At 71.2% G+C, this 17713-nt stretch carries 19 protein-coding genes; 15 read left to right on the top strand and 4 right to left on the bottom strand.

The window, feature by feature from the left end; all coding sequences use genetic code 11:
- The first annotated feature begins 4 nt into the window (after nt 1-4).
- The 5 genes from ACIBVN_RS11020 to ACIBVN_RS11000 are packed head-to-tail and all read left to right on the top strand — an operon-like array spanning nt 5 to nt 4102.
- Nucleotides 5-457, top strand: coding sequence for a PH domain-containing protein (locus ACIBVN_RS11020; protein WP_397134984.1), 453 nt, complete (start codon nt 5-7; stop codon nt 455-457).
- A gap of 32 nt (nt 458-489) precedes the next feature.
- Entirely contained in the window at nt 490-1380 is an 891-nt protein-coding gene (locus ACIBVN_RS11015; protein WP_397134982.1) for an AAA family ATPase, read from the top strand.
- Complete coding sequence (locus tag ACIBVN_RS11010) at nt 1373-2455, top strand: VWA domain-containing protein (protein ID WP_397134980.1); 1083 nt, start codon at nt 1373-1375, stop codon at nt 2453-2455. The genes ACIBVN_RS11015 and ACIBVN_RS11010 overlap by 8 nt, the downstream gene beginning before the upstream one ends.
- Complete coding sequence (locus ACIBVN_RS11005) at nt 2448-3539, top strand: XdhC family protein (RefSeq protein ID WP_397134978.1); 1092 nt, start codon at nt 2448-2450, stop codon at nt 3537-3539. Before ACIBVN_RS11010 ends, ACIBVN_RS11005 begins: the two co-directional genes overlap by 8 nt.
- Complete coding sequence (locus ACIBVN_RS11000; RefSeq protein WP_397134976.1) at nt 3536-4102, top strand: NTP transferase domain-containing protein; 567 nt, start codon at nt 3536-3538, stop codon at nt 4100-4102. Before ACIBVN_RS11005 ends, ACIBVN_RS11000 begins: the two co-directional genes overlap by 4 nt.
- On the opposite strand, the gene ACIBVN_RS10995 is transcribed toward ACIBVN_RS11000, so the two are convergent.
- Nucleotides 4088-4975 (bottom strand): endonuclease/exonuclease/phosphatase family protein, encoded by an 888-nt coding sequence (locus tag ACIBVN_RS10995; protein ID WP_397134974.1) that lies wholly within the window; start codon nt 4973-4975, stop codon nt 4088-4090. The genes ACIBVN_RS11000 and ACIBVN_RS10995 overlap by 15 nt on opposite strands.
- A gap of 94 nt (nt 4976-5069) precedes the next feature.
- Between ACIBVN_RS10995 and ACIBVN_RS10990 the strand changes: the two genes are divergently transcribed.
- Together ACIBVN_RS10990 and ACIBVN_RS10985 are read left to right on the top strand one after the other, a co-directional pair.
- Nucleotides 5070-6110, top strand: a complete 1041-nt coding sequence (locus ACIBVN_RS10990; RefSeq protein WP_397134972.1) for an LLM class F420-dependent oxidoreductase — start codon at nt 5070-5072, stop codon at nt 6108-6110.
- Between the two features lie 225 nt (nt 6111-6335).
- Nucleotides 6336-7619 (top strand): dicarboxylate/amino acid:cation symporter, encoded by a 1284-nt coding sequence (locus ACIBVN_RS10985; RefSeq protein WP_397134970.1) that lies wholly within the window; start codon nt 6336-6338, stop codon nt 7617-7619.
- 19 nt (nt 7620-7638) lie between these two features.
- Here the strand turns inward: ACIBVN_RS10985 and ACIBVN_RS10980 are convergent, their stop codons facing one another.
- Together ACIBVN_RS10980 and ACIBVN_RS10975 are read right to left on the bottom strand one after the other, a co-directional pair.
- Nucleotides 7639-7848: a helix-turn-helix transcriptional regulator gene (locus ACIBVN_RS10980; RefSeq protein WP_349447994.1), complete on the bottom strand. Its 210-nt coding sequence runs from the start codon at nt 7846-7848 to the stop codon at nt 7639-7641.
- Nucleotides 7848-8036 carry a hypothetical protein gene (locus ACIBVN_RS10975; protein ID WP_397134968.1) on the bottom strand — a complete coding sequence of 63 codons (189 nt, stop codon included), beginning with the start codon at nt 8034-8036 and terminating at the stop codon, nt 7848-7850. The genes ACIBVN_RS10980 and ACIBVN_RS10975 overlap by 1 nt, the downstream gene beginning before the upstream one ends.
- 135 nt (nt 8037-8171) lie before the next feature.
- Between ACIBVN_RS10975 and ACIBVN_RS10970 the strand changes: the two genes are divergently transcribed.
- The 8 genes from ACIBVN_RS10970 to ACIBVN_RS10935 all read left to right on the top strand — a co-directional run bounded on the left by ACIBVN_RS10970 (nt 8172) and on the right by ACIBVN_RS10935 (nt 15051).
- On the top strand, nt 8172-9623 hold the full coding sequence (locus ACIBVN_RS10970; RefSeq protein WP_397134966.1) for a protein kinase: 1452 nt from the start codon (nt 8172-8174) through the stop codon (nt 9621-9623).
- Between the two features lie 66 nt (nt 9624-9689).
- The gene (locus ACIBVN_RS10965; RefSeq protein WP_397134964.1) at nt 9690-10739 is read left to right on the top strand and encodes a M24 family metallopeptidase; all 1050 of its coding nucleotides are present in this window, start codon (nt 9690-9692) and stop codon (nt 10737-10739) included.
- Nucleotides 10740-10765: 26 nt separating this feature from the next.
- The gene (efp, locus tag ACIBVN_RS10960; RefSeq protein WP_397134962.1) at nt 10766-11326 is read left to right on the top strand and encodes an elongation factor P; all 561 of its coding nucleotides are present in this window, start codon (nt 10766-10768) and stop codon (nt 11324-11326) included.
- A 1-nt stretch (nt 11327) separates the two neighbouring features.
- Nucleotides 11328-11738, top strand: coding sequence for a transcription antitermination factor NusB (gene nusB, locus ACIBVN_RS10955; RefSeq protein WP_397134960.1), 411 nt, complete (start codon nt 11328-11330; stop codon nt 11736-11738).
- A gap of 133 nt (nt 11739-11871) precedes the next feature.
- Entirely contained in the window at nt 11872-12210 is a 339-nt protein-coding gene (locus ACIBVN_RS10950) for an MmcQ/YjbR family DNA-binding protein (protein WP_397134958.1), read from the top strand.
- 186 nt (nt 12211-12396) lie between these two features.
- On the top strand, nt 12397-13149 hold the full coding sequence (locus tag ACIBVN_RS10945) for a methyltransferase domain-containing protein (protein WP_397135310.1): 753 nt from the start codon (nt 12397-12399) through the stop codon (nt 13147-13149).
- 26 nt (nt 13150-13175) lie between these two features.
- Nucleotides 13176-14417, top strand: a complete 1242-nt coding sequence (gene dinB, locus ACIBVN_RS10940; RefSeq protein ID WP_397134956.1) for a DNA polymerase IV — start codon at nt 13176-13178, stop codon at nt 14415-14417.
- Between the two features lie 229 nt (nt 14418-14646).
- Nucleotides 14647-15051: a DUF3040 domain-containing protein gene (locus ACIBVN_RS10935; protein WP_349448257.1), complete on the top strand. Its 405-nt coding sequence runs from the start codon at nt 14647-14649 to the stop codon at nt 15049-15051.
- 204 nt (nt 15052-15255) lie between these two features.
- On the opposite strand, the gene ACIBVN_RS10930 is transcribed toward ACIBVN_RS10935, so the two are convergent.
- Nucleotides 15256-17685 carry a transglutaminaseTgpA domain-containing protein gene (locus ACIBVN_RS10930; protein ID WP_397134953.1) on the bottom strand — a complete coding sequence of 810 codons (2430 nt, stop codon included), beginning with the start codon at nt 17683-17685 and terminating at the stop codon, nt 15256-15258.
- Between the last annotated feature and the right edge of the window lie 28 nt (nt 17686-17713).

The raw sequence follows: 17713 nt of genomic DNA, 5'->3' as shown, positions 1-17713 counted from the left end.
CTTCGTGCCAGAGCTCGTGCCTCCACCGACCCTGCCCGTCACCTGGCGGCCCGGCCGGCCGCGGATCGTCGCGTACGGCTTCGCCACCCTGATCGTGCTGGGGGCGGTGATCATGGCGATCTTCATCGCGGAGCCGTTCAAGCTGCCCGACCGGATCGGGATCGTGCTGTTCGGGTGCGCGGTGGCGTTCGTGCTGCACCTGCTGGGGAGGGTGCGGGTGGAGGCGGACGACGAGGGCGTCACGATCGTCAACGCCGTCCGCACCCACCGCTACTCGTGGCCGGAGATCCTGGAGGTCACGCTGCTCGTGGGGGACCCGTGGCCGCGCATCGACTTCTCGGACGGGCGCACCATCGGGGCGATGGGCATCCAGGGCTCGGAGAAGGTCCGCGCCCGCCGGGCCACGGCCGAGCTGGAGGCCCTGATCCGCGAGCGTGGGGAGGCTCGCGAAGAGTAGGCGGGCACTGCGCGAGAACGTAGGCTGAAGGAGTGCTGCGGCCGACAATCAAGGCAATCGACATCGAGTCGCCGGACAAGCTCATCGAGCTGCTCGAGCGGCACGCCTACCTGGCCGACGAAGGGCTGGCCACGGCCGCCTTCCTGGCGTTGAAGATGGGCCGGCCGCTCTTCCTCGAAGGCGAGGCGGGGGTCGGCAAGACCGAGCTGGCCAAGACGCTCGCGACGCTGCTCGGCGCGCCGCTCATCAGGCTCCAGTGCTACGAAGGGCTGGACGCGGCCCAGGCCCTGTACGACTGGGACTTCGCGCGCCAGCTCCTCCACCTCAAAGCCGCCGAGGCCGCCGGGATCACCGATGTGAGCAGGCTCGAGGGCGAGATCTACGACCGCAGGTTCCTGATCGCGCGGCCCCTGCTGAAAGCCGTCGAGACGCAGCCGAGCGTGCTGCTGGTGGACGAGATCGACCGCGCCGACGACGAGTTCGAGGCGTTCCTGCTCGAGGTGCTCTCCGACTTCACCATCTCGATTCCCGAGCTGGGCACGGTCAGGGCCACGACGCCGCCCGTGGTCGTGGTGACCTCCAACAGGACACGCGAGGTGCACGACGCGCTCAAACGGCGCTGCCTCTACCACTGGCTGGAGCACCCGAGCTTCGACCGCGAGGTCGCCATCCTGCTGCGGCGGTTGCCTGACTGCACCGAGACGCTGGCCGCGCAGGTGGCGCGGGCGGCCGAGCGGTTGCGGCAGGCCAGCCTGGTCAAGCCGCCCGGCGTGGCCGAGACGCTCGACTGGACCGAGGCGCTGCTCACGCTGGGCGCCAAGGAGCTCGATCCGGGGCTGGCCGCGGCCACTCTGGGAGCGGCGCTGAAGTATCGCGAGGACGTCGCCCATGTGCTCGGCAACGGGCTGCTCTCCCATGGATGAGCTGGTCGCCACCATGACCGGGTTCGCCAGGACGTTGCGGGCGGCCGGGGTCGGGGCCGACCACGAGCGGACGCAGAACATGCTGCGGGCGCTCGACCACCTCGACGTGTCCGACCCGGGCGAGGTCTACTGGGCCGGCCGGCTCACGCTCTGCGCCACGCCCGACGACCTGCCCAGGTACGACCGGTGCTTCGCCGCGTACTTCGGCGGCCGGCGGGCGGCCGTGCTCATACAGGGCGCACGGACGAGCACGACCAGCGTCACCAGACATCTGGCGGCCGAGCCGGAGGGGGAGAGCGGCGACGACGGGACGGCGGCGCCGGCGACGGCGAGCCGGGCCGAGGTGCTGCGGCACCGCGACGTGGCCCGGCTGACCGAGGCCGAGCGGGCCGAGGTGCACCGGATGCTGGCCATGCTGAAGACCGCGCGGGCCCGGCGGCTCTCACGCCGCTTCGAGAGCGCGCACCGGGGCGTGCTCGACCAGCGCCGCACCATCCGCGACGCGCTCAGGAAGGGCGAGGTCGCCAGGCTCCGGCGCAGGAGGCACACCACCCGGCCGCGCACGGTCGTGCTGTTCGTGGACGTCAGCGGCTCGATGGCCCCGTACGCCGAGACCCTGCTGCGCTTCGCCCACGCGCTGGTCAGGAGCGAGCCCCGGGCCACCAGGGTCTACTCGGTCGGCACCAGGCTCACCCCGATCACCGCCGAGTTGCGCCACCGCGACCCAGGCACCGCGCTGAACGAGGTCTCCAAGGCCATCCCCGACTGGAGCGGCGGGACCCGGCTGGGGGAGGAACTCAGGGAATATCTGTGCCGTTACAGCGTGCGAGGGGCGATCGCCGTGATCGCCTCGGACGGGTGGGAACGCGGAGATCCGGCGCTTCTGGGGGCCCAGATGGCAAGGCTGGCCAGGCAGGCACACCGGGTGATCTGGGTCAACCCGCACAAGGGGTACGAGGACTACCAGCCCCTCACCGGCGGCATGCGAGCCGCCCTGCCGTACCTCGACGACCTGGTGGCCGGGCACAGCCTGGCCGCCTTCGAGCAACTCAGCGAAAGGCTGGCCCATGCGTGACGTGCTGCCGGAGATCATGAGCTGGTGGAGATCGGGGCTCAGGTTCGGGCTGGCGACAGTGGTGAGCACGTTCAGCAGCGCGCCCAGGCAGCCGGGCGCGGCCATGGCGGTACGCGGCGACGAGGTGGTCGGCAGCGTGTCGGGCGGCTGCGTCGAGGGCGCCGTGTTCGAGCTGGCCGCCGAGATCGACGAGCCCGTCCTGCAGCGGTACGGAGTGAGCGACGACGACGCGTTCGCCGTCGGGCTCACCTGCGGCGGCATCATCGACATCCTCGTCGAGCCCGTCTCGATCGAGACCTTCCCCGAGCTGGGGGAGATCGCTGCGGCCGTGGACGCGCACGAGCCGGTCGCCGTGGCCACCATCGTCTCCGGCCCCGGCGAGGTCGGCGCCCGCCGGGTCATCTGGTCCGGCCGGTCGTCCGGCACCCTCGGGCTCGAGCGCCTCGACGAGGCCGTGGACGACGACGCGCGCGGCATGCTCGCCCAGGGCCTGACCGGCATCAGGCACTACGGCGGCCAGGGTGAGCGGCGGCTGGACGACCTGGCGGTGTTCGTGCAGTCGTTCGCGCCGCCGCCGCGCATGCTGGTGTTCGGGGCCATCGACTTCGCGGCGGCGGTGGCCAGGGTGGGCAAGTTTCTCGGCTACCACGTCACGGTCTGCGACGCCCGCCCGATCTTCGCCACCGCCAAGCGCTTCCCCGACGCCGACGAGGTGGTGGTCAAGTGGCCCCACGACTTTCTCGCGTCGGTGCAGGTGGACGAGCGTACGGTGATCTGCGTGCTGACTCACGACCCCAAGTTCGACGTGCCGCTGCTGGAGGTGGCCCTGCGGACGAAGGCCGGGTACGTGGGCGCGATGGGCTCGCGCCGGACCCACGACGACCGGCTGGCCAGGCTGCGCGAGTCCGGGCTCACCGAAGCAGAGCTGGCCAGGCTGCGCTCGCCGATCGGGCTCGACCTCGGCGCGCGCACCCCGGAGGAGACCGCCGTGTCGATCGCCGCCGAGCTGATCCAGCTCCGCTGGGGCGGTTCCGGGCGCCCGCTGTCCGACACGCGGGGCCGCATCCACCACGAGGCCTCATGAAGAGCGCCAGGGTGGCGGGGCTGCTGCTGGCCGCGGGGCAGGGCGCCCGGCTGGGCACGCCCAAGGCGCTGGTCGAGTACGCGGGCGAGCGGCTGGTCGACCGGGGGGTGCGGCTGCTGGAGGAGGGCGGCTGCCATCCCGTCGTGGTCGTGCTCGGCGCGGCCACCGTGCAGGTGCGCGGCGCGGTGACCGTGCGCAACCCCGACTGGGCCTCCGGCATGGGCTCGTCCCTGCGGGTCGGGCTCGCCGCGCTGCCGGAGGCGGCCGAGTCCGTGGTGATCGCGCTGGTGGACCAGCCGCTCATCCGCCCGGGCGCGGTACGTGCCCTGATCGACTCGGGCGCCGGCCTGGCGGTCGCCACCTATGGAGGCGAACGCAGGAACCCGGTGCTGATCGCCCGCGAGCACTTCGCCGGGGTGGCGGAGCTGGCCGTCGGGGACGTCGGGGCCAGGCCGTTCATGAGGGCCCATCCCGAGCTGGTCACCGAGGTGCCGTGCGACGAGCACGGGGACCCCGCCGACATCGACACGCCGCGGGACCTGAGGCTGCTAGAGCCGCAGTGAGGCGATGGCGGCCCGGTGGTCGCTGCCGGTGGCCGGGGCGACGCCCGCCTTGGTCGCCGTCATGCCCTTGAACAGGATGTGGTCGGGCCGCGTGATCGGGAACTCCGACGGCCAGGTGAACCCGAACCCGTCGCCCGCCACGGTCTGCGCGTCGGTCAGCGGCGGGGTCAGCCCCCGCATGCCCCGGTCGGTGGTGGCGGTGTTGAGGTCGCCGAGCAGCAGGATGCGCTTGCTGGGGTCGTCGTCGATGAGCCTGCGCGCGTGCGCGAGCGAGGCGTCGCGCGAGGTGGTGGCCCCCGGCCGGGCCGAGGCCAGGTGCATGACGTAGACGGTCACCTTCCCCTTGGGGGTGGCGACCACCGCGCGCAGGGCCCGCGGCCAGCCCAGGCCGACGTCGAGCGGCTTGGTGTCGCTGATCGGATAGCGGCTCCACAGCCCGACCGTGCTGACCGGGTAGTGGTACTTGAACATCTTGTTGAGCTGCTTGGCCGCCGGTCCGCCGCTGGTCAGCTCCTGGGCGGCCAGCAGGTCGAGGTCCTTGGCGATCGCGCGCACGGCCTCGCCTGAGGCGTTGTTGGTCACGCCCACGTTGACCGTGCCGACGGCCAGGTCGCTCGGGCCGCCGGGCGCCGTGCGCAAGAGCGTGGAGCCGAACATCGCCGCCCACACCACACCGGGCACCAGCGCCGCGAGGGCGGCGGCGGTGGAACGTGCCACCGCGGCCGCCATGAGCAGCAGCGGAACGCTCACCCCCAGCCAGGGCAGCAGGCTCTCCATGACGGGCGTGAACCCGCCGAGCGCCGGGATCAGCTGATGCCCCGCCAGGGCCACGGCAACCACGGCGCTCACGACGATGACGAGCCGACTCAGCACTCGATCCAGGCTAGTGGCTCACCGCCCGGTATGCCGACGCGATAGCCTTGTCGCGTCGCAACGGAATATCATTCGGTTTCACTGGGAGCCCGGCATGCGCATCGGAATGGCACTCAACTACTCGGGCGGCTTCAAGGAGACCGTGGCGGAGCTGGCGGACTACGAGAAGGCCGGGCTCGACATCGTGTTCGTGGCCGAGGCGTACTCGTTCGACGCCGTCAGCCAGATGGGCTACATTGCGGCCAGGACCGAGCGGCTGGAGATCGCCTCGGGCATTCTGCCGATCTACTCGCGCACGCCGACGCTGCTGGCCATGACCGCCGCGGGCATGGACTACGTCTCCGGCGGGCGCTTCACGCTCGGCCTCGGCGCCTCAGGGCCGCAGGTGATCGAGGGCTTCCACGGGGTGCCGTACACCGCGCCGCTCGGGCGCACCAGGGAGGTCATCGAGATCTGCCGCAAGGTGTGGCGGCGCGAGCGCCTGGAGCACGACGGCCGGCACTACACGCTGCCGCTCCCGCCCGAGCGGGGGACGGGCCTCGGCAAGCCGCTCAAGCTCATCAACCATCCGGTACGGCCCCGCATCCCGATCGTGGTCGCCGCCATCGGCCCCAAGAACGTCGAGCTGACCGCTGAGCTGGCCGAGGGCTGGGAGCCGATCTTCTACGTTCCCGAGAAGGCCGCCGACGTGTGGGGTCCGTCGCTGGCGGCAGGCAAGGCCAGGCGCGATCCGGAGCTGGGCGAGCTGGACGTGATCGCGCAGGCGTCCCTGGCGATCGGCGACGACGTGGCCGGGCTGCTGGAGTTCGGCCGGCCGATGGCGGCACTCTACATCGGCGGCATGGGCGCCAAGGGCAAGAACTTCTACAACGACCTGGCCAGGCGCTACGGCTACGAGAAGGAGGCCGAGCAGATCCAGGACCTCTACCTCGAGGGCAAGAAGGACGAGGCGGCCGCCCTGGTGCCCGGTGAGCTGCTGGAGAGGATGTCGCTGATCGGCAGCGAGGGGTTCGTCCGCGACCGCGTGCAGGCGCTGAAGGAGTCGGGGGTGACCACGCTCAACGTGACGCCGTTCGGCAGGACGCATGAGGAGCGGGTGCGGCTGATCGAGACGATCAAGGAAATCGCGGGTTAAGCCTATCTCCTTTAAGGGGAATATCTCCGGTTATGTGGGTGTTGCAGCGGCTCGTGAGGTTCTCTCTGGTGTCCGTCTGGCTCGTCGAGCGGCTGCATGTTGATCTGTGCCGGCTGCGCGGATCTCTCTGTCGCTGACCGATACGCTCGCGATCCTCCCCCTCCTTTTGGTGTGCTTGCACTGTGCTTGCTGCGGCATGCCGTGATTCTCCGGAGTTCCCCACTCATGAAGAGATTCTCCTTCTCCCTTCAGCTGCTGGCCGGCCTCGTGGCCGGCATCGCGCTGGGCTTCGTCGCCAAGATCTGGGACGTGGCCTGGCTGGCCGAGACGCTGACCAAGGCCGGCCAGATCTTCGTCCAGCTGCTCAAGCTGGCCGTCCCGCCGCTCGTCTTCACCGCCGTGCTGGTCAGCGTGGCCAACCTGCGCAACGTCAACGGCGCGGCCAGGCTCGCGTCCAAGACGCTGCTGTGGTTCCTCATCACCGCGTTCGTCTCCGTGGCCTTCGCGATCGGGCTCGGCCTGGTCATCAACCCCGGCCAGGGCGTCACCCTCGACACCGGCGCGGCCAAGGCCGTGGACACCGAGGGCGCGGGCACCTGGCTCGACTTCGTCACCGGCATACTCCCCACGAACATCGTCACGGCCTTCACCGAGGTGAACGTGCTCCAGATCGTCTTCCTGGGCATCGTGCTCGGGGCGGCGGCACTGGCGGTCGGGGAGAAGGCCGAGCCGTTCCTGAACCTCGCCCGTTCCGTCCTCGAGCTGGTCCAGAAGGCGCTGTGGTGGGTGATCCGCCTCGCCCCCATCGGCACGGCGGGCCTGATCGGCAAGGCCGTGGCCACGTACGGCTGGGACCTGCTGGCGCCGCTGGCCAAGTTCAGCCTCGGTGTGTACGCCGGCTGCCTCATCGTGCTGCTGGCCGTCTACCCGACGCTGCTGGCGGTGTGGGGCAAGGTCAACCCCCTCCAGTTCTTCCGCAACGCCTGGCCCGCGATCGAGCTGGCGTTCGTCTCCCGCTCGTCGGTCGGCACGCTGCCGCTGACGCAGCGGGTCACCGTCGAGCGCAACGGCGTGGACCGCGACTACGCCTCCTTCGCCGTGCCGTTCGGCGCCACCACCAAGATGGACGGATGCGCCTCCGTCTACCCGGCGCTGGCCGCGATCTTCGTGGCCCAGGTGTTCGGCGTGCATCTCGGGGTGGGCGACTACCTGCTGATCGCCTTCGTGTCGGTGGTCGGCTCGGCCGCCACGGCCGGTCTGACCGGCGCGACCGTCATGCTGACGCTCACGCTCAGCACGCTCGGGCTGCCCCTGGAGGGCGTCGGCCTGCTCCTGGCCATCGACCCGATCCTGGACATGATCCGCACCGCCACCAACGTCACCGGGCAGATGGTGGTGCCCGTCCTGGTGGCCCGCTCGGAGGGGCGCCTGGACGAGGCCGTCTTCAACGCGCCGCCCTCGCCGCTCGACAGCGCGCCTTCGCAGGCGGCGCAGCCCGCCGCGGCTTGATCGCCGCCGGGCGACCTGCTCACTCGTACGTGAGCAGGTCGCCCGGCTGGCAGCCGAGCGCGTCGCACAGGCGGCTCAGCGTGGAGAACCGGATCGCCTTGGCGTGGCCGTTCTTCAGGATCGACAGGTTGACCACGGTGATCTCCACGCGGTGCGAGAGCTCGGTGAGCGTCATGCCCCGCTCCTGGAGCAGCTCGTCGAGCCGCACCCTGATGGCGCGTTCATCCATCAGACGGTGGCCTCGGCCTCTTCGAGCGGGGCCGGGCCCCGCCGCACGATCTCCGGCACGCCCGGTGCGGCGGATCCCGCCACGAGGCTCCGGAGCGGCGCGCTCGACGGCGGGTGGAAGGGGTAGCTCTCGGCCGGCAGCATGGAGGAGAGTATGGCCTCCGCGACCGTGCCGAGCACGGCCGACACGGCCGAACCCGTCCGCCGTCGGCCCCCTGTGTCGAGGCGGGCCGTGGTCGTGGTGCGGACGGATGATGGGGCGGCAGGGGCCGTGGGGCCCTATGGTTGGTCGGAAATCCTGATGTTCGAGTAATTGGCGGGGATATGTCCGACGCGACGCCGTCCTTGGTCGCTGACCGCTACCGGCTTGACGAGCGCATCGGCAGCGGGCCGATAGGTGAGGTGTGGCGCGGGTACGACACGCGGGCCGACTGGGTCGTGGCCGTGAAGGTGCTCGGTGCCAGGGCGGCGGGGGGCGCCACGCGTGAGGTGCTCAGGCAGCACGCCCAGGCCGTGGCCAGGGTGATTCATCCGAACGTGGCCATGGTGCTGGACGTCGGCGACCACGACGGGGCGCCGTTCCTGGTGATGGAGTACCTCACCGGGCTCAGCCTCGGCGAGGAGCTCGCCGCTCAGGGGTCCATGAAGATCGTCGAGGTGTGCGACCTGATCGGGCAGGCGGCCGCCGGGCTCGACGCCGCGCACCGGGCCGGGGTCGTGCACGGCCAGGTCGGCCCGGACAGCTTCCGGCGGGCCGGGAGCGGGGTGCTCAAGGCCGTCGGGTTCGGGATGGACGGCCTGGCGCCGTCGTCCAGCCGGCACCTGGCGCCCGAGCGGGCCGCGGGGCAGGAGGCGACTGCCTCCGGAGACCTGTACGCGCTCGGGGGCGTCTGTTACGAGCTGCTGTGCGGCCGTCCGCCGTTCGGTGACGCCGCGGATGACGCCGGCGGGCGCGGGGGTGAGCCTGCGCCGCCCAGCGCGTTCAGGGCCGACGTGCCCGCGGAGCTGGATCGGCTCGTGCTGGGCATGCTCGCTGAGGAGCCCTCCAGGCGGCCCGCCAGCGGCGAGGCGATCAGGCGTGCGCTGGCGGCCATCGCCCGGCCGCGCTCCAACCCGGCCGCGCCACCCATGCCCGTGACCGGCGCGATTCACCAGGCCGCGGGTCAGGGCGGGGGCTCCCGGGCCGGTGACACCGCCGTCTACCAGGCGGGCGACCTCGAACCCGCACCCAACTCCAACCGCAAGCTCTTCCTCCAGCTCGGCGCCGCCGTGGTGATCATCGCGGTGGTGACCGTGGTCATGGTGACGTGGGCCGGCTCGCGGAAGGAGGGGCCGGTCCCCGTGTCCACCCCGACCGCCGCCCCCTCCACGTTCACGCCGCCGACCGAGTCGCCCACCTCCGAGCCGTCGCCCGGCCTCGTGATCACCACGGGACCCGGCTCTGACGACGCGACCGTCCTCCAGGACCCGGCCGAGCCCAAGGCCACCCTGGGCGCGGCGATCCCGCCGGGCGGGTGGCGCAAGTGGCTGGCGGAGTTCGACAAGGCTGTGCTGGCCCAGCAGGCGATGGGTGCCATCAACCCCAGCGTGGCGGACAAGGCCCGCGAGAAGATCAGGAAGGCGGCCAGGAGGTTCGACGAGGGGCGCATCGACCCGGCCATGAGCCAGATCGCCGATGTCTACCGCGACCTGGAGCAGGCTCAGGAGAAGGGCGACATGGGGAGCTCGGGGCCGGCGGCGGACGTCCTGCGGGACTGGCGGCTCCCTGACGACTAGCATGCCGCCGCTCTGGGGCGAGGCGGGCGATAGTGACGCGAGGGCAGGAACACGTACATTGGCGCCATGACCTTCGACTACGTGGGGCGCCGCGCGCGCCTCGCCGAGCTGCTGCCCGCCCGTGAGGTCCACGCCCTGCTCGTCACCTCCCCGGTGAACGTCCGCTACCTCACCGGGCTGGCCAGCTCCAACGCCGCCGTCCTGGTCAGGGCCGACGGCACGGCGCTGCTGGCGACCGACAACCGTTACATCGAGGCGGCTCGCCTGCTGGACGTCCCTTCGGTCGAGGCGTACGAGGTGGCGGACAAGCTGACTGAGAACCTGACTGGGCCGGGCGTCGGCATCGAGGCGGCGTGGATGAGCGTGGCCACGTACCGGCGGCTGGGCGAGGGACTGGTGCCGCTGGAGCCGGTGGTGGAGCTGCTGCGGGCGGTCAAGGACGACGGCGAGCTGGAGCTCCTCCGTACGGCCTGCGACATCACCGACCAGGCGTTTGCCGATATTTCCGAGAAAATCGCCCCGGGGATCACCGAACGCGACCTCGCCCGGCTCCTCGACAACCGCATGACCGAGCTCGGAGCCGACAAGCCCGCGTTCGACACGATCGTGGCCGCGGGCGAGAACGGCGCGATCCCGCACCACGCGCCGACCGGCAGGGAGCTGCGCGCCGGCGACCTGGTCACCATGGACTTCGGCGCCCGCTACCAGGGCTACCATGCCGACATGACCAGGACGGTCTGCCTGGGCGCGCCCGCCGGCTGGCAGCGCGAGATCTACGACCTGGTCGCCGAGGCGCAAAGGGCCGGCAGGCACGCGCTCACCCCGGGCGCGGGGGCCAGGGAGGTGGACGCGGCGGCCCGTACCGTCATCGAGGACGCGGGCCACGGCAGCCACTTCCGGCACGGCCTGGGTCACGGTGTCGGTCTGCAGATCCACGAGGAGCCGTTCCTGGGCCCCTCGCGTACCGGTAGACTAGAGGATCGAGTTCCGATCACCGTCGAGCCGGGGGTCTACCTCCCGGGCCGGGGCGGGGTTCGCATCGAGGACACCCTCGTGACACGTGAGGGCGGGCCGGAACTTTTCACGAAGACGACCAAGGAGCTGCTCGTCCTTTAGAGCGGCCGCACGCGGGAGAAGAACGAGTGGCGACGACCAACGACCTCAAGAACGGCATGGTGCTGAAGCTCGACGGCGGTGAGCTCTGGGCCGTTGTGGAGTTCCAGCACGTCAAGCCGGGCAAGGGCGGCGCGTTCGTGCGCACCAAGCTCAAGAACGTCCTCTCGGGCAAGGTCGTCGACAAGACCTTCAACGCCGGCGTGAAGGTCGAGGTGGCCAACGTCGACAAGCGCGAGATGCAGTACTCGTACAAGGACGGCGACGACTTCGTGTTCATGGACACCGAGACCTACGACATGGTCAACGTGCCCAGCACCACGGTCGGCACCGCCGCCAACTACATGCTGGAGAACACTCTGGCCACGATCGCGTTCAACGAGGGCTCGGCGCTCTACGTCGACCTGCCCGCCGCCGTCGAGCTGACCATCGCCAACACCGAGCCCGGTCTGCAGGGCGACCGCTCCACCGGCGGCACCAAGCCCGCCACGCTGGAGACCGGCGCCGAGGTCAAGGTCCCGCTGTTCATCACCACGGGCGAGAAGGTCAAGGTCGACACCCGCAGCGGCGAATACCTCGGCCGGGCCTGAGGTGTCGGCACGCGGCAAAGCACGCCGGCGGGCGCTTGACATCCTCTTCGAGGCCGAGCTGCGCGGCGAGGATCCGCTGAAGATCCTCGCCGAGCGCGTGGAGCGGCAGGAGCCCCCGGTGAACGAATACACCTCGGCCATCGTCGAGGGCGTCGCCCGGCACCACGTGCGCATCGACGAGCTGATCACCACGTACGCCGAGGGCTGGACCCTCGACCGGATGCCCGCCGTCGACCGCAACCTGCTGCGCGGCGGCACGTACGAGCTGCTGTGGATGCCCGACGTGCCCGAGGGCGTGGTGATCAGCGAGTGGGTGCACCTGGCGGGGGAGCTGTCCACCGACGAGTCGCCGCAGTTCGTCAACGGGCTGCTGGCCCGCTTCAAGCAGCTCAAGCCAAGCCTCACCCTTTAGACACCGTCAGGAGCGCGTGTTCGGGGTACCGTTCCAACCACGGCCGGGTGGTGTGGGAGCGGACGGACAAGTGGCGCGTCACCAGCCGCGACGCGCCCCTTTCCGCCGTTCCCGCGGTGCGTATCGTATGGGCATGGTGACCGAAAACGACGTGCGGCCTCTCGCGCTGGCGCTGCCCGAGACCCTTGAGAAGCCCATGTACGGCACGCCCGCCTTCTACGTGCGCGGCAAGTGGTTCGCCCGCATCAGGCAGGAGGGCGACGCGCTGGTGCTGCCCGTGGGCTCGCAGGAGGAGAAGGCCGGGCTCATCGCTGCCGAGCCCGGCACGTTCTTCACGACGCCGCATTACGACGGGCACGCCGTCGTGCTGGTGCGGTTCGGGGCGGTGGACGGCGAGGAGCTGGGGGAGCTGCTGACGGAGGCGTGGCGGCTGCGGGCCCCGAAGCGGCTGGCGGCGGCTTTCGACGCCTAGCCTCACGCCTGTCGGCTCGTGCGCCCTTGTGCGGGGAGCGCGGACCCGGCGTGGCGCTTGGGAGGCGGGAGGCCGGTGCACGGCGTAGGCTGGGGCGCGACCGCGGAGAAGCAGTTCGCGAGGTGCACGTTCGTGACGGCCCGGCGTCAGGCCCCCGTCGCGTGGGGAGAGGGAGGCGAGCCGACGTTGCGTGCTGAAGGCGCCACGAGGACCCCGGCGGCCCGGACCGCCGTCGTCTGGGACGCGTTGCGGTCCGTGCTCACCGAGCGGGCGGCGGCGACCGGCCGTGAGGCGCTCGACATCGTCGACGCCGGAGGAGGCACCGGCGGGTTCGCCGTGCCGCTGGCCGCGCTCGGCCACACCGTCACCGTCGTCGACCCGAGCCCTGACTCGCTGGCGGCGCTCGAACGCCGCGCCAAGGAGAAGGGCGTGGGCGTGCGGGCCCTGCAGGGCGACGCCGACGGCCTGGGCGAGCTGCTCAGCCGGGACAGCGCCGACCTGGTCCTGTGCCACAGTGTCCTCGAATACGTCGAAGACCCGATCAGCGCGCTGACCGCCGTCGCGGGCGTGCTGCGCAGGGGCGGCGCGGTGAGCGTGCTGGCCGCCAACCCCGTAGCCAGCGCCATCCATCGGGCGCTCGCGGGCCAGTTCGACGAGGCACGGGCCGTGCTGGACGATCCCGAGGGCACGTGGGGCGACCGCGACCCCACTCCGCGGCGCTTCGCCGCCGAGACGCTCGCCGAGCTGCTGACCGCGACCGGCTTCTCCGTGGGCGCCGTGCACGGCGTCCGGGTCTTCACCGACCTGGTGCCGAGCAGGCTCGTCGACGGCGAGCCCGGCGCTGCGGATGCGCTCGTCGCGCTCGAACAGGTCGCCGCCACCCACCCCGTGCTGAGAGACATCGCCACACAGTTGCACGTGCTCGCCCATAGGCTTTAGAACGCGTGTTCGGATAGAATCGCGGCGTGTCCCGCAAGCAGATCACCGGCATCGGCCCCGTTCCGCGCACCGGGGCCGATGACAGCGGCTGCCCGATCCTCCACGTCGACATGGACGCCTTCTTCGCCAGCGTCGAGCTGCTCGACCGTCCCGAGCTGCGCGGCCGCCCGGTGATCGTGGGCTCGCCCGCCGGGCGTGGCGTCGTGCTCAGCGCCACGTACGAGGCCAGGGCCCAAGGCGTGCACTCCGCGATGCCGATGAGCAGGGCGCGCAGGCTCTGCCCGCAGGCCACCGTCATCCCGCCCAGCCACGGCAAATACTCCGAGGTCTCCAAGGGCGTGATGGAGATCTTCCACACGATCACCCCGCTGGTCGAGCCCATCGCATCCGACGAGGCGTTCCTCGACGTCGGGGGCGCCAGGCGCAGGCTCGGCCCGCCCGCCGCCATCGCCGCCATGATCAGGGAGCAGGTCCTCGACCGCTACGGCATCACGTGCTCGGTCGGCGTGGCCGGCAGCAAGTTCGTGGCGAAGCTGGCCTCCAAGCAGTGCAAGCCCGACGGGTTGCTGGTGGTGCCCGCCGGCCAGGTCGTGGACTTCCTCCACCCGCTGCCGGTGTCGGCGCTGTGGGGTGTCGGCGAGCGCACCGAGCAGGCTCTCGTACGCCTCGGCATCCGCACCGTCGGCGACCTGGCCAGAGTGCCGCCCGCGACCCTCCAGCGCGAGCTCGGCCAGGCCGTGGGCGGCCACCTGGCGGCGCTGGCGTGGGGACGTGACGAGCGGGCGGTGAGCGCCCACGCGCCCGACAAGAGCATCGGCAACGAGGAGACGTTCGCGGCCGACGTGGACGATCCCGAGGTGATCAAGCGGGAGCTGCTGCGCCTTTCCGAGCGCGTGGCCGCCAGGATGCGTAAGGGCGGCCACGTGGGAAGGACTGTAAGTGTGAAGCTACGCCGAGCCGACTTCACCACGATCAACCGCTCGCGCACGCTGCGCGAGCCGACCGACGTGGCTCAGGTGATATACGCCACAGCCTGCGAGCTTTTCGAGGCGGCCGGCCTCCAGCGCGTGCGGCTGCGCCTGGTGGGAGTCCGGATGGAAAACCTGCGGCCGGCGGAGGAGGCCACCCGGCAGCTCAGCATCGGGGAGCGGGAGACCGGCTGGCGCGAGGCCGAGCAGGCGATGGACAAGGCGATCCGGAGATTCGGTCCCGATGCGGTGGTCCCAGCATCGCTCGTACGTGGCAAGCTTGATGAAGCAGAGACATGACGCCGATGTCCGGATTTGCTGGGGGCTTAGGTGTGGCGATTTTGGGGGAAAGGGGGCTAGATGGGCCACAATGGAGCCATGACGACACCTCCGGTTTGGTCTGCGTTGGACGTTTGCTTTCGCCTACGTCTACAGCCTCGTATTCTGGGGATAACCGACCGCGAGGTTCGGACACCCCGTGTCGTCCGTTGCCGTCTTCCCCGTCCTGGGGCCGTCCTTGGGAGGCGCCGTGCCGCTCTCTGAGCACGAGCAGCGCTTGCTCGACCAGATCGAGCAGGCCCTCTACGCCGAGGACCCGAAGTGGGCCAACACCGTAAGGATCAGTGACCCGCGCAGCCATTACAAGCGTCGCCTGATCAAGGCCTCCATCGGCTTTGCTCTCGGCGTCGTCATCATGATGGTCGGCGTGGTGATGAGTGGCAGTGCGCTGATCCCGCTCGGCGTCGGCGGTTTCGTGGTCATGCTCGCCGCGTGTCTGTGGGGCCTGTCCAGTTGGAAACGCATGAATGGGTTCGGTGACTCCCCTCCCTCCTCCGGCACGGCCACCCCGCCGGGCAAGCAGGCGCGGCGCAACCGGGGCACGTTCATGGAGCGCATGGAAGAGCGCTGGCGTCGTCGCCACGACGACCGCTGACCTCTGATCCGGCGAAGCCGCCCGGCACGTGTCCGGGCGGCCGTCGTGTTGGAGGCGACCTGACCGGCCGTTCCCCCGGCCGTTGCGTTGGCGTCCGAGCGTGACCCGGCAGTTGTGCCGGCGTCCGAGCGTGACCCGGCCGCCCTGCTGCGGACTGACGCGTCCGGCCGTTCCCGTTCCTCAGGGAACGGCCGGACGCGTCAATCAGGAGTCCCTCTGGGCCGCCGTCCGCCGCAGCCTGATGTTCTCCAGCAGGTCGAACCCGTCGAGCAGCCGATCTCCCACGCCCCGCAGCCGCCGCAGCGTCGACGGTGGCAGCAGCACCGCCCGCACCCGCCGCCCGCGTGACACCGTGGCCGCCAGGGCCTGGCGCACCTTGCGCAGGTCCTTGCGCATGGGCCCGATCTCCCCGGGGTCCCGCGCGAACAGCACGCGCTCCACCGCCGAGGCGATGGCCGCGATGGCCGCCGCCGACTCCGCGTCGAACTCGTACTGCTGGGCCAGCCGCCGCGCCAGCGCCCGCGGGGTCTCGCTGGGCTCGCGGGCCATGCCGTAGTCGTACAGCACGTCGTCCAGCTCCGCCCAGGCCGCGGCCACCGACGGACGGCGGTGTGACGTATCCGACACCATCGCGGCCGTCAGCTCGTCGGCGGGCGCCGACACCTTCCAGCCCAGGGTGCGCACGCGCCGGTTCCTGGTGAGCAGCCGGATGCCGGCGGGGATCAGCATTACCAGAAGCAGCGCCCCCGCCCCTATGCCGATCTTGGCGATCAGCGGCATGGAATCGTCCGGCGGCAGCCCGCCGGGGGTGACCACGCCCTCGCGGTCCAGCGCCCGCGTGTTACGCCGGGCCTGTGGGTCGACGGGCTCGTCCGCAGACGAGCTGGTCGCGCCCGGCGTCGGCGTCGTGGCCTCGCTCGTGGCCTGCGGCCTGGGCTGCGTGTACTCGGGCACCCGCGCGCTGCCCTGGGCGAGCGGCCCGGAGGGGGTGGGCTCGAACGGCAGCCAGCCCACGCCCTCGAAATACAGCTCGGGCCAGGAGTGGGAGTCGTTCGTGCCGACCTGCCACCGGTCGCCGACCTTCGTGCCGCCCGTGTAGCCGATGGCCACCCGCGACGGGATGCCCACCAGCCTGGCCAGCACCGCCATCGACGCGGCGAACTGCTCGCAGTAGCCCGCTCGGTCACGCAGCAGGAAGTCCCGCAGCGCCGAGTTGCCGTGCCCCTGCGTGCGCAGGTTGTAGGTGAAGCCGCCGTCCTTGGTGAAGAACTGCTGCAGCTTCACCGCCGCGTCGTAGCTCGACTTGGCGTCGGCGGTCAGCGAGTTCGCCAGCTCGGCGATCTCGGGAGGCAGGTTGTCCGGCAGCTTCAGGTAGCGGGGGTCGGTGCTCGGCTGGGTCCCGCCGAGCGACTCCAGCAGGTCCGGCGTCGGCTCCGGCTCGCTCGTGCTCACCTCGTACTCAAGGCCCGCGGCCTCGTCGCGGGTGGAGAAGACCATGAGCGTGTCCACGTCGGCCCGCCAGTCGCCGTCCACCTGGATCTGCCTGGGCGGGTACGGCAGCGGCAGGAACTGCAGCTTCTCGATCTCGTCGCTGATCTGGACGTTCGTGTCCACGGTCTTGATCTTCGGCTGCGAGCTCAGGCCGGGCGGTGCGGGGAGCGGGCCGTTGTCCGTCCTGTTCTGCGGCGACCCCTTCGGCTCGGTCATGCCGAACTGCTGGCCGTCGAACGTGTCGAGCGTGAAGATCCGCAGATACCGGGGTTTGTCGTCGTTGTTGCGGTAGGTGAGGACGACCCGCCGCTCCGGCAGCTCCAGCTGGCCCTTCAGGTTCGCGATCGGGTTGGGGATGCTGATCGAGTTGCCCTTGCCGGGGCCCGTGCCGCCCACGCCGAAGGTGAAGAACGACACCGGTTCCATCGCCGGCAGCAGCGCCGGCACCAGCACGGCCAGCGCGATCGCGGCGAACCCGATGCGCTTGCCCGACAGCCGCAGGCCACTGGTGTCGGCCCGGTCACGGTTCCCGGGCTGCGAAGTGGTCGCACGCGTGCGCCGTACCAGCACCGCCCTGCCCCAGTGGCCCACCCGCTCGCGGCCGTCGGCGATCAGCAGGCTGACGAACCCGAGCGCCGCCAGGATGAACGCGGGCCAGCTGATCGGGTCGGGCAGGATCGTCGCCGGCACGGTGGCCAGCGCCAGCAGCGGCAGCCCGGCCAGCGCCGCCTTGCGCAGCCGCGCGGCGAGCAGGTCCACGGCGATCGCGATCAGCGCCACGCCGCCGGCGGTCAGCAGGGTGATGCCGTCCGTCGCCGGCACGGGAGCGGCGAAGCGCTGGATGTCGGCCCAGCCGACGCCCAGCAGCCTGCCCAGCTCCGCCACCGACTCCTTGGTCGGCACCACCAGCGCCCACGCCTTGCCGGACGCGAAGACCACGGTCAGGTAGATCCACGTCGTGACCAGCGCGGCCAGCGGCGCCGCCCACGCGGGCAGCGAAAGCCGGCTGCTCACCAGGCCCGCGAACATCACCGCGAGCACGGCGCCCAGTGACGTCCAGAACCAGGCGCCGCCCTGGAAGAGCGGGTAGAGCAGGAGCGCGGCGGCGAACGAGGCCACCCCGGAGGCGGTCGTCAGTCTCATGTCGTACCTCCTGCCGCAGCGGTCGTAC

Source organism: Nonomuraea sp. NPDC049400 (genome assembly GCF_044466425.1).
GTDB lineage: Bacteria > Actinomycetota > Actinomycetes > Streptosporangiales > Streptosporangiaceae > Nonomuraea.
Note: the sequence above shows the minus strand (reverse complement) of the source record. Positions and strands in the feature narration are given on the sequence as shown.